Source organism: Pseudoalteromonas sp. SCSIO 43210, assembly GCF_054133285.1.
The window spans coordinates 4,352,491-4,364,320 of sequence record NZ_CP087225.1 but is presented as its reverse complement, the minus strand read 5'-3'; the positions used below and the strand labels follow the sequence as shown (position 1 = coordinate 4,364,320).

Annotated in this window: 6 protein-coding genes and 1 tRNA gene; 2 read left to right on the top strand and 5 right to left on the bottom strand. The window is 37.7% G+C overall.

The window, feature by feature from the left end:
* Positions 1 to 83 precede the first annotated feature (83 nt).
* The 5 genes from LOS73_RS19005 to LOS73_RS18985 all read right to left on the bottom strand — a co-directional run bounded on the left by LOS73_RS19005 (position 84) and on the right by LOS73_RS18985 (position 9,724).
* Positions 84 to 884: an MBL fold metallo-hydrolase gene (locus LOS73_RS19005; protein WP_007376717.1), complete on the bottom strand. Its 801-nt coding sequence runs from the start codon at positions 882 to 884 to the stop codon at positions 84 to 86.
* Positions 885 to 920: 36 nt separating this feature from the next.
* On the bottom strand, positions 921 to 6,515 hold the full coding sequence (locus LOS73_RS19000; protein ID WP_457934143.1) for an Ig-like domain-containing protein: 5,595 nt from the start codon (positions 6,513 to 6,515) through the stop codon (positions 921 to 923).
* Between the two features lie 40 nt (positions 6,516 to 6,555).
* The gene (locus LOS73_RS18995; protein ID WP_457934142.1) at positions 6,556 to 7,707 is read right to left on the bottom strand and encodes a FecR family protein; all 1,152 of its coding nucleotides are present in this window, start codon (positions 7,705 to 7,707) and stop codon (positions 6,556 to 6,558) included.
* Positions 7,708 to 7,719: 12 nt separating this feature from the next.
* Positions 7,720 to 9,045, bottom strand: a complete 1,326-nt coding sequence (locus LOS73_RS18990) for a DUF2860 family protein (protein WP_457934141.1) — start codon at positions 9,043 to 9,045, stop codon at positions 7,720 to 7,722.
* Between the two features lie 603 nt (positions 9,046 to 9,648).
* Positions 9,649 to 9,724, bottom strand: a tRNA-His gene (locus tag LOS73_RS18985).
* 453 nt (positions 9,725 to 10,177) lie between these two features.
* Here LOS73_RS18985 and LOS73_RS18980 point away from each other — a divergent pair.
* Positions 10,178 to 10,996 (top strand): mechanosensitive ion channel family protein, encoded by an 819-nt coding sequence (locus tag LOS73_RS18980; RefSeq protein WP_008133554.1) that lies wholly within the window; start codon positions 10,178 to 10,180, stop codon positions 10,994 to 10,996.
* A 22-nt stretch (positions 10,997 to 11,018) separates the two neighbouring features.
* Positions 11,019 to 11,801: a DUF481 domain-containing protein gene (locus tag LOS73_RS18975; protein ID WP_007376723.1), complete on the top strand. Its 783-nt coding sequence runs from the start codon at positions 11,019 to 11,021 to the stop codon at positions 11,799 to 11,801.
* Positions 11,802 to 11,830: the final 29 nt, after the last annotated feature.

The following is an 11,830-nucleotide window of genomic DNA, read 5'->3' as shown; positions in this document are numbered from 1 at the left end:
AAATAAAGTTATAACGGCACCAATAAAAAAATGCCTGGAAATTATAGGCTTTAAAGATCTAATGGGCGTTTATCCTTGATAGATTAAAAATCAAAAACTCGTCCTTCTCGGCCGCATTCTATCAGTAACTTGTCACCGTATTTAGCTTGCAATGAGTTTTCTATTGCTAGAAGTTCATCATCGCTTCTTGCAGGGTCGTGGCTGATAATAACAATGTTTTTGATGTTCGCCTTTACGGCGAGATCGGCAACTTGATTAATCGTGCTGTGTCCCCAACCATGCTTAAGTGGTAAGTCGATATCTATAAATTGTGCGTCATGGATCAGTAAATCAGCGCCTTTAATAAAGTTAATCCACTCGTTGATATCGGTTCTTAGATCTTCTGGGGGGTTTAATTCATTATCAGTAACATACGCTACTTTCTTGCCGTCAGCGTTAATACAATACGCAGTACCGCCATCGGGGTGATTAAGCGGCGCAGTCGAAATTGAAAAACTATTAAGGCTAAATGTTTTTTTAGCCGACAATGTCGTATTTAGCGTAATATTTGCAGGTAACTCTTGGTATTTAACCGGAAATTGAGAGCCACTCATTTGTTTTAGTATGGCATCTTTACTTTCTTCGTCATCTACATTTCCAGCCACTATTGTTATATTTTGGTTAGATTGATAAATAGGGGTGAAAAAGGGGAAACCCTGAATATGATCCCAATGATTATGTGTCAGTAATATAGCGATAGGTTCCGCTTTTACCACTAAACGTTTACCTAGTTCAACAATACCTGTACCTGAGTCTAAAATAAGGGATTTCCCATTTTTCTGCTCTATATATACGCAAGATGTGTTACCACCAAAAATGTGCGTATGTTTTCCTGTTGAGGGCATTGAGCCCCTAACACCAAAAAGTTCAACTCTCATAAATTAAGGTGTAACTCCATCAACATAAAAATTGAACTTAGATGCACTTATATTATTAGAAGTGCCGTTATTACAGGTGCTGCTAACAATAACTTGGGTATCACTTTGTAAAATCATTGATGTAAATATTTGTTCATTTGCACATTGCTCGGCCTTGTAAAAACCAACACCGTTGTGGCCAAATGTGCCATCTAATACACCATTACTTAAAATGCGCGCTAACACACCTTTATTATTACCCATACCACTTAGTACAATGTTACCCATGCTATCAAGCGCGGCATCTTTTACCTTAGTGTCACCGGTTTGCGTTAGTATGTACTGGCCAGCTCCACCTTCAGCAAAACTAGTCTCTTTTATTCCTGCTGATGATAATTTAACAATGACAGCTTGGTTTGGCGTATTCGTTTCATTACCAATTAAATACAGATTATTTAAGGTATCAGCAAATATTTTAACTATTCTATCGTCGTTATCTAAACTCATTACAGAGTCTATATAGCTAAATTCGCGTTCACCATCAACACTTAGCTTTACTGCTAGTATCTGAGAATCAGAACCCGAAACAACTTTTCCGCCAATAAAAATTTTATCGCTATTATCAATGTAAACAGTTTTATAGGATTGGAAAGCGGTTCCAATAATTTTACCATTGTTACCAAAGTCGCTCTCCAGTGAGCCTTCTGGCGTTAACTTCATAACAAATGAGCTCGGTGTATCTGCCACTGTTAACGAGCCTACGGCAATAATATCGTTATCGCTATCCAGTGCTGCGTCAGTTAGATTGAGCTTCTGCGTCGTTACGGCTGTAGTGGCGTAAATCCCTTCTGTTGCAAAGTCTGTATCAAAATAACCATTTTGATCTACTCTTGCTACAAAACCTTCTTCATTATTTTCAGTTTTACGCGAACCCGCGATAATAAGTTTGCCATCATTTTGCTCAATTAACGCAAAATTAGATGTACTTAAGTCGATTGCAATTTGCCTGTGCCCACTTTCACTAAAGCTAGTGTCTAACAGCCCGGCTACGGTCAGGCGCGTTAATACTAGTTTAATTACGGAGCCTTGCTGAGCTGTTGATGCGATAATATATTTACCAGCATGGGTGCCATGGCTAAGCTGTATCACCTGCTTTGATTGATCATTAGAGTCAGTCCCTAAGTTGCTCAATGTAAGGTAACCTGACCCTGCTAAGCCAGTAAACAATGCCGCGTGATTGTCTATTGCTACAATAAATGGCTGACTACTTGAATCATCGCTGATGCCTGATACCCAAAGCGTATCGTTTAAATCTATTGTTGCAGCATTAGCTATTTGTTTACCGTTAATATCCGAAATAATATTAATGCCGTAGGTGTCATCAAGTGCCCCATCGGTTGCTAAAATACGCGTAGAAAACAGCTTTTCAGTCTCACCTTTCCCCGTTGTGCCCGATAAAGTAATTTGATTATTTATAGGTTCATATTTTACGCCAGTAATTTCAGCACCACCATTGCCAGCACCTGTATTACCATCAATGTCATAAACGGCAATACCATGATTACCTATACTCGTTACCAAATCGCCTTTTTTATCAATAGCGAGAACAACAGCTTCTTTTTCACCTGAATGGCGAGTGGTATATCCGCCAACAAAGGCGGTAAAATCAGCTGTATTTAAACCGCCAAGTGCAAAGAGTTCATCGTCGGTGTTATTCCCAGATAAATCGATGCTAAGTGCATTATAATCATTAAAATTACCGTTATTTTCACCATCTGAAATAAGGTAACGGATTAATGCATCTTTATCACCGTTTGCACTGGTAACACTCCCCACAACCATAAGATCAGAACCATTAAAGTTTTTAATGGCAAATGCTTCATCATCGCGTTGTTGACCACTTACATCTTTAATTTTAGGGCTAGACGCTTCGTAAGCTAATGTCGAAATGTCATATTTTATCCATAAACTATCATCGTCATTACCATTAAACTGTTTGCCAACAGCTTGAATTTTATTGTCGCTAAATTCAAGATCATTAATAACCAGCGTACTTGCCATTTTAGTACAGTGAATACCTGAATTATTGTCACCTGAGGTGTTGCTTATCACGCCTGTAACGCTCATTTTTAATAAACATGCTTCGGTGTTGGTACCATCAAAACTAGAAAAGGCGATAAACAAGTCACCGCCACCTGAAATTATGGCCGTTGCTTTTTCATCGTGCCCTAAATCCAGTATTTTTATGCCATCTTCATCGAACGCATTATTGGCCGCACCATTATTAGTATATGAAGCAATGACAATATCTTGGTCTGTGTTTTGACTAAACCCAACAAAATAAAGATTATTATTTAACTCAATACTGTCGTTAAATTCACCGTTTGAAAAAACACTAGACAGCTCTAACTCACCAGTCACAGGGCGTCCAAAAGTTTCACTTTCGACAGGTATAAGGTAGTCGTCAGCATTAGTTACATTAACAGTAATATTAATAGAAGTTGTTTCATTAGGAGTACCATCGTCGGTAACGGCTACTGTTATCAAATGCTGAGTCGCATTTTCATAATTAAAAGGGCTCGGGCCGTTTGCTGTTAATAGGCCTGAGCTGCTGTTAATGTTAAACAAACCTATATCGCCACTGACCAGTGTGTAGCTTAAATTTTCGTTTTCAATGTCGCTGGCAACAATGGTGCCGACAACGTCACCGTCTGTCGAATTTTCACTAACACTAAATGTTTGATTTGATGCAGTAGGTGCATCGTTTACAGCTGTGATTGTAATCGACAAATTTGCCGAGGCAGTGCCTTGGTTTCCATCACTTACAGAATATAAAACGGCTGCCACGCCATTACTATTTACAGCGGGTGTATATTGCAGTTGATTGCCAATAATGAATACCGATCCTAAGTCGGCGGTCGCTGAGGTAATTGTTAAGGTATCTCCGTCAATATCGGTGTCATTGGCGAGCACATTAATTAATAGCGGGGCGGCATCTTCGGCCATTGTTGCTGTATCAGCATTTGCAATGGGCGCATCGTTTACAGCTGTGATTGTAATCGACAAATTTGCCGAGGCAGTGCCTTGGTTTTCATCACTTACAGAATATAAAACGGTTGCTGCGCCATAACTATTTATAGCAGGTGTATATTGAAGTTGATTACCAATAATTAATACCGACCCTAAGTCAGTAGCTGCAGAGGTGATTGTTAAGGTATCTCCGTCAATATCGGTGTCATTGGCGAGCACATTAATTAGTAGTGGGGCGGCATCTTCGGCCATTGTTGCTGTATCTGCGTTTGCAATAGGCGCATCGTTTACTGGGATAACCGTGATAGTTACTGTTGCGGTTGTATCATTAGCATTGGTGCTTTCTAAGGTGTTTCCATCAGTAATACTATAAGTTAGCGTTATATCACCATTAAAATTGACTGGTGGTGTAAATTCTATTTTTTTATCGACAATAACAGCTTGGCCAATCGTGTTTTCAATACGAGATATACTAATTACATCGCCATCTAAGTCGTTATCGTTAGCCAGTACATCAAGTAACGTCGCTGGACTATCTTCATTTAGTGTAAAGGTATCATTATTTGCACTTGGCAAAGTATTCACACCACTTTTACTTAATATTACTTGAGCACTCGCCGCAAGGCCTTGTTCATTTGAAACTAAATAAGTAAAGCTATCAACACCTACAAAATTTTGATTCGGTTGATAAGTAAAAGAGCCATCAGTATTAAGATTAAGCTCGCCATTTTTTACAGCCACAACCGGTACGGTATTAACATAAAGATCACCGCTTTCAATATTAATGTCATTAACTAGCAGGCCGCTTTCAACGTTAACTTCAAGCAACTTATTCGGTCTGAATAAATACTCATCATTTTGGGCAATCGGATTATCAGCTTCACTATTAATTGTTAACGTTACGCTGGCTTGAGCTGTAGCACCTTGAGAGTCAATTATTTGATATTGAAACTGATCTACACCAAAAAAATTAGCATCGGGTATATAAGTAAAGCTACCATCAGTTGCAAGTAATAATTGGCCATGAACAGGCGCAACAATAAAGTTTTCATCAACAAAAAAGTTGTCATTATTAGGATCTGTATCATTTTTAAGTAAACCAGCAATAGCTTCAACAACTAATGTACTGTCTTCACTTAAACTATAACTATCGTTAGTCGCAATCGGTGGCATATTTTCAGCTACGCCGATGATAACTACATTGGCAATAGCTTGCTCACCTTGACTATCAACAATACGATATTGAAAGCTATCCTCCCCGCGCATATCTACTTCACCAAGGTATTCAAAGCTACCATCTGCGCGTAAAGTCAAACGTCCTTTTTCTGGTTCAGTGATAGGTGAGGTATCAACCGTTAAGCTATCTAAATCAATATCACTATCATTGGCAAGTAAGCCAGGTGATGCAATATTCAAATTACCATCAAGTGGAATGCTATAGCTGTTATCAAGTGCAATAGGTGCATCATTTATCGGATTAACAACAATTTCAACAACAGCGATGTCTGTCATATCAAGCTCATTAACCACTTGATAGCTAAAAGCATCTTCACCATTAAAATTGGCCGTTGGCGTGTAATTAAACTCACCAGACTCATTTATATTTAACGTACCGTGCTGTGGTTGCACTAGCGCATCTAAATTTATGCGCAATTCACCCATATATTGATCGGTATCATTAGCAACTACATTGCCTTGTAGGCTTTCATCTTCATTAATTTGAAATTGATCGGGTTGCGCATTCGGGGCAAAATTTAGTTCTCCACCAATAGGGGCTATATTTATTGCTTCAGCAAAACCACTTTCGCCACTGCCATCAATGCCAGTGATCAGTATTTGATAGCTTTTATCAACAAGCGATCCATCAAAGCTAAAAGCTGAATTGGATAAGCTTAGAAATTGTTGCCCATTTTCGAGCGTATTAATATTTTCAGGAGTCACACCAGCTTGAGTTGCTAAATAAACGTTATAGCGATTGAGGTCTGAATTGGCTTGCCATGAAAGATCAATACTTTGATCATTACGCTGCGCCGTAACGCCTTCAATTTGATGGGGTTGCCAGCTAAATGTAGTCGCGTCAGCAAGTACTTGGTTATTTAAATTATCGGTTATCCATATTTCTAAACGAAGATCGCCCGCTTTTTCACCATAAAAATAAGGGTTAAAGCCGATAATTGATTGTTCAAAGCTTAAGCCACATAGTTCAGAACAAAGTGCGATGCTTTTATCTACACTTGGTAATACCAAGCTTACTGTAGCAATACCATCGGGATCTGAAACCGCAAGTGAAAACGTTACATTACCTTGCACAACTTCATTTTTTTGCGCAAATATAATATCAGCCTGTGAATTAGCAACTACATCGCTAACAAATGCTCTACTTGACGTCGAAACACCTGAAACTTTAAATTTGGTCGATTGATTACTAGCAGTAACTCCCGTTAAGTTGAGGTTACTTGAAATAGGCTGAGGTGTTGCTTCGTTACTCGAACTTGGTGAAGCTTCTGGTGCAGTGGTGTCTTCTGAGCCACCACAGGCGCTTAATATAAACGCCATGGCACCAAGCAAAAATATATTTTTTGCTATCATTTTAAATACTCCATAATAAAAAGCGCTGTGTCCAATGTGTTTATGGTTCTAACCTAAAGGAGCCATTAGCATTTACATTAGGGTTATTTATTTCATTGAGATTAAAATTGCCGGTAATCGTATCTAAACCATTCAAAAAAATCGCCTCAATATCGCCAGCCGCTTTGTTATTACCATGAGATGCAAAGGTAACAGCTAAATCAAGTTTACTTATATCTATTAAGCCGCTGTAAGCTGCATACCAATTACCACCAGTATCGCTAAAGCTAATTTCACCCTCGGGCACCGTACCATTATCAAAATCAACCGCCATGGTCATTGTAAAGTCAGTCACTGCACCTAAACTAGAATTCACTCCAAAGCTTGTCGCTTGATAGTTAAAAACGCCTTGGCGTTGTGCTATTTGATCAACCAAAGATGCATCACTAACCGTTTGATATTGTTGTTCAGAATAAACATCAGCAATAATAACTGTCTCTGAATCAAAGTTACTTTCTACTACAATCTCAGTAACAGGATCGGGCGAGGCAGTAGCCGTTTGTTGTTCACTTTCTTCATCCTCACTTTCACTTGGGCTATCGATACTTGTTATATTTTGATCAAAAACGCGCGACGCACTAATACTTGTGAATACTTCACCAGAAGACGTTACTTGCGCAAAGGAAAACGCTTCATCGCTGCCTAAAGAAACAACTTGCTGGTTTTCGAGTGTTAAATCTATTGCGCCGTCCCAAACAGCTAAAAACACATCGCCTTCAACCAACTGAACTTCAAAATGTGTACCGCGAATACCAATAGATCCAACAGGGGTTTTTACGCTATAAGAGCCACCATTTTTTTTAATCACTCCCGAAATCGAACGCAAACCACCTTTAAGTAACTCAATTGACGCAGAACCTTGTTGGGTATTACTATCAAATTCATAATTAGCAATATTGAGCACCGAATTCTCTTTTAGCGCAATCAAGCCACCGTCAGACATTGAAAACTGTGCCTTACTTTTTTCACCAGTAGTTATGCGATCTACACCAAATACAGTGTCTCTGCGTTTTAATTGTCTTTTCTGTTCGGAGTTAGCATCTAGAGCTAAAACAGTACCTCGGGCAAGAATCGTTTTACCAGCAGGATTGACGGCTTGTGCATTAAAACTCACACAAAGTAAGGTTGTTATCACAGGGAGTAAAAGTTTCATAAGTACCTTAAATTAGAATGAGTAAGAAACGCTTAAGTTAACATCTAAGCGGTCATATTCGAATAAAGATATATTACTGGTTTTATCTTGGTAATTGGCCGCCAGTTGTATAGCTAAATCGTCGTTTATTAAATAACGTATGGTGCTTGTAAGCATCAGTAAATTGTCTTCACGGTCTTTTAAAAATAAAGGATGTTCATCTTGGTAATCGATCCACTGATATCCTGCAAGTGTTAGTAGTTGCCAATGTTCAGCAAGCTGAGAATTAGCCTGATAATACATGCCAAGTATATTACGACTATTTGATTTACCCGCAGGTACATCCGCATTTTCAGTTTTGATATTAATACTCACACTTTGGAACCAGCGTTGAGATACATAACTAGTTCCTGCGTTTAGTGCAATAAATGTGTTATCGAGTTTTTCATCAAATTTATTATTCATTACACCAAAAGAAACAGCCCCAAATAAGCGAGATTTTTTAGATAATTTAAAATCAGCCCCTGTTACGAGCGACGATTCTGTTCTATAAAGTTCGCCATCAAGTATTAATGGTGTTACACCAGCTTGTACATACCAACTTAGCTTATCTTGTTTGTGTTTATAAGCTGCATTTATGTGTGTGTTAACGCGGTCATATTGCTCTAACGCTTCAAACTTATACCATGCAGTATTAACACTTAACGTTAATAAGCTTTGCTGGTCCAGAGGATGAGAATAGCTCCCTCTATAGTTAAGCTGCATATAGTTATCATCAGTACTTTTGCTGTCTGGCGACAGTAAAAATTCGCCTAAATTAGGTATGATAATAGTATCTTCGACTGTGCCTGCATTTACATTGTCATCCACACCAAAAGCCAGTTGAATATTTTGTGTATAAGAGCGCCCTGCACGTTGCTGTTCAACAATGGCAGCATCAAGTAGTGATTGCGCGCTCGTTTTTATATTTTTAGGTGTATTAGCCGCGTTAATAAGTATTAGCGCTTGAGTATCTGCTGCGGGTAAGTTTTTAACCATTAAATAAGCTCGAACTAAATGTAGGCGAGCTTCGTACCATTGCGGGCTTGCCTCAACTACACGTTCAAAAGCAAAGACTGCTGTAGCTGGTTGGTTTGTTTTAAGTGCGGAAATCCCTAATAAAAAGTCAAAAGCAGGCTCGCCTAAATATTGATTTTCAATATGACTTATTTTGTAGGCTTGTTGAAACTTATGATCAGAAATTAATTGTTGTAGTTCAGTTAACAATTTAGCGTAGCTTTCGTCATTTTTAGCCAGAGCACTAACACTAACTACAGTTAAAAAACCACACAGTAAATGTGCTAGAGCCTGTTTAATCATGTTTTATCGAATATCCTATAAGAAATTTTTTGCTTTATTGCCATTAGGGTCAGTTGACCTTTGCGGATTGAAATTTGTTCTATCTAGGGGCGACTTAATCGCGGCGCAAGGTTTGTAGCTTAGTGGGCTCGGTAACTGCTCCTGCGTTACTCTAATGGCTTACATACCTATAAGAATAAACCAAACACGCCGCTGCAAATCTAACCTCGAAAGATAAACAAGCCCTAATAAAATGATGGTAGTAGGTAATAATTTAGCACTTTTTATAGGCATGTAAAGCAAATGAAAACATTATTTCAAAAATGTAAATATTAATATCTTCCAGCTTTTTAAATCAATAGCATAAAATTAGTGACCTATTATAGCGATAATAAAACAGCTTGATAACAAAGCATAAATTTCGTTATTCTAAATAAAATTTAACAACATTTTAGAGTAATTTAATTCGGTAAATTAGTCATGTTTTAATAAAATTGGTTTAGAGCTGGTCTAGCTGTTCAGACAAGTAAGTGCAGGGGGAAATAGATTGTATTTTTAGTTATTTAAAATTACTGGGGAAATAATATGAAAATGATTATACAAAAAATAAAAAAGGAGAAAAATTGGGGCGATTGACGGGGCTTGAACCCGCGACAACCGGAATCACAATCCGGGGCTCTACCAACTGAGCTACAACCGCCACAACACACCTTGTTTGGTGTGGCGCGCATAATACATAAAATAATAAATCTTGTGAAGTCTAAAAGTGAAAAAAATCAAAAAAAATAATTAATGCGTAAAATACAGTATGTAAGGTGGTGATTGATTAGTGCTTAAATATGGCTACTTTAGGCCATTTAACTGGGGGCAAAACGTGTAACGAACTGGATTAGTAAAGGGAGAAGAAATATTTAAGTCTTACTTACTTACTTACTTTCTTTCTTAGTAAGTGCGAATGATTAAGAAACAGCGCATACCTTCTAAAAAACCGATAAATACTCAATAAATATGAAACATATTGTCGCTTTTATATATTAATTTATATAAACATAGCGTTTTTGTAGTGAAAATTCATTGTTTTTTGAGAATAAATTGTAAATGAATGTATAATGTTGGCTGGAAAAACGCTTAATGAAAACTATTTGGAGTGATTATGGATTCAATATTAAACTGGCTGAACGAAAACTCAGGCCTAATTTTACATTACGGTATACAGGCGGTTGTTGCGCTTGTTATCTTTTTACTTGGTAGTCGTATTGCTAAGTTTTGTTCTAACTTAACTGAAAAAGGTTTTGCTAAAAAGAACGTAGATAAAGCGGTTGGCTCATTTGTTTCAAGCATTGTGTATACACTTGTATTTGCTGTCACTATTTTAATGGCACTTTCGCAAATTGGTATTGAAACTACGTCATTCATCGCTATTTTAGGTGCCGCAGGTTTAGCTGTTGGCTTAGCGCTTCAAGGTTCATTGTCTAACTTTGCATCTGGCGTACTAATTATTTTACTTCGTCCATTCAAATCAGGTGATTTTGTTGAAGCTGGTAGTAAAATGGGTACTGTTAAGAAAATCGAAATATTCTCAACTGAACTACGCACTCCAGATAATAAAGTAATAATTGTGCCAAATTCACAAATTATGTCGGGTGCTATTACTAATTTCTCACGTGAGTCTACTCGTCGTATCGATTTAGTTATCGGTGTTGGTTACGATGCTGATTTACGTCAAGCAAAAGAAGTATTAAAATCAGTGTTAGATGCAGAAGAACGTCTACTTAAAGACCCAGCTTATACAGTTGCTGTATCTGAGCTAGGTGATTCGAGTGTTAATTTTGTAGTGCGTCCTTGGGTTAACAGTGCGGATTACTGGCCAACATATTTCTCGCTAATGGAAAATATTAAAATTGCATTAGACGACGCAAACATTTCAATTCCATTTCCACAAATGGATGTTCATTTACACAAGCAAGACTAATTTTAAATAGGTTATTTTTTTAATGAAATTAAAGCTTTTATCAATGTTAGTTGCAGCCTCTGCTGCAACTAACGCATTTGCCGAAGATGCAGAGCAAAAAACGTGGGAAGTTACCAGTGAGCTTGGTGCTATTATCACAAGTGGTAATACAGAAACAACCACGCTTAAAGGTGGTATTAAAGTACAGCACAATCTAGAAAACTGGAACAACGAGTATAAAATCGATGGAATCTTCAAAGAAGATGAAGTTGAAGATGCTGACGGTAATAAAGATAAGCAGCGTACCAACGAAAAATACTCTATTTCTGCGCAAGGTAATTACAAATTAAATGAAAAGCATGCTCACTTATTCATTTATGGTTCACACGTGTCAGATTACTTTGGCGCATACCGAAGTGAATCAGTAATTTCTGCTGGTTATGGTTTACGTTTATTAAACGAAAAAACCATGTGGCTAAGTGCTGAAATTGGTCCAGGTTATAAATATTTCGAATACCCAGATGACAGCACTGAAATTGACGACAACGGCGATTTACTTGCTGGTGAGTTTGAAGGTGAGGTGATTGCTCTAGGTAAGTTAGATTATAACTGGAAGATTTCTGATAATGCGCGCTTTACTCAGTTAATTGCAGTGGAGTATGGTGATACAAACACTAAAACGCGTTCAGAAACTGCACTACTTGCAAAAATTAATGGCTCATTACAAATGAAAGTTGCTTTTAATGTTACCAACAACTCAGATGTTGCTGATGATAAAGAAAGCACTGATACTGAAACGTCATTCACGTTAGTTTACAGTTTTTAACCAATGTAACTAAAGAAATGACATTTAAG

Coding starts and splice junctions, on each gene's coding strand:
- LOS73_RS19005 (WP_007376717.1), bottom strand. CDS start 884: ATGCCCTCAACAGGAAAACATACGCACATTTTTGGTGGTAACACATCT.
- LOS73_RS19000 (WP_457934143.1), bottom strand. CDS start 6,515: ATGATAGCAAAAAATATATTTTTGCTTGGTGCCATGGCGTTTATATTA.
- LOS73_RS18995 (WP_457934142.1), bottom strand. CDS start 7,707: ATGAAACTTTTACTCCCTGTGATAACAACCTTACTTTGTGTGAGTTTT.
- LOS73_RS18990 (WP_457934141.1), bottom strand. CDS start 9,045: ATGATTAAACAGGCTCTAGCACATTTACTGTGTGGTTTTTTAACTGTA.
- LOS73_RS18980 (WP_008133554.1), top strand. CDS start 10,178: ATGGATTCAATATTAAACTGGCTGAACGAAAACTCAGGCCTAATTTTA.
- LOS73_RS18975 (WP_007376723.1), top strand. CDS start 11,019: ATGAAATTAAAGCTTTTATCAATGTTAGTTGCAGCCTCTGCTGCAACT.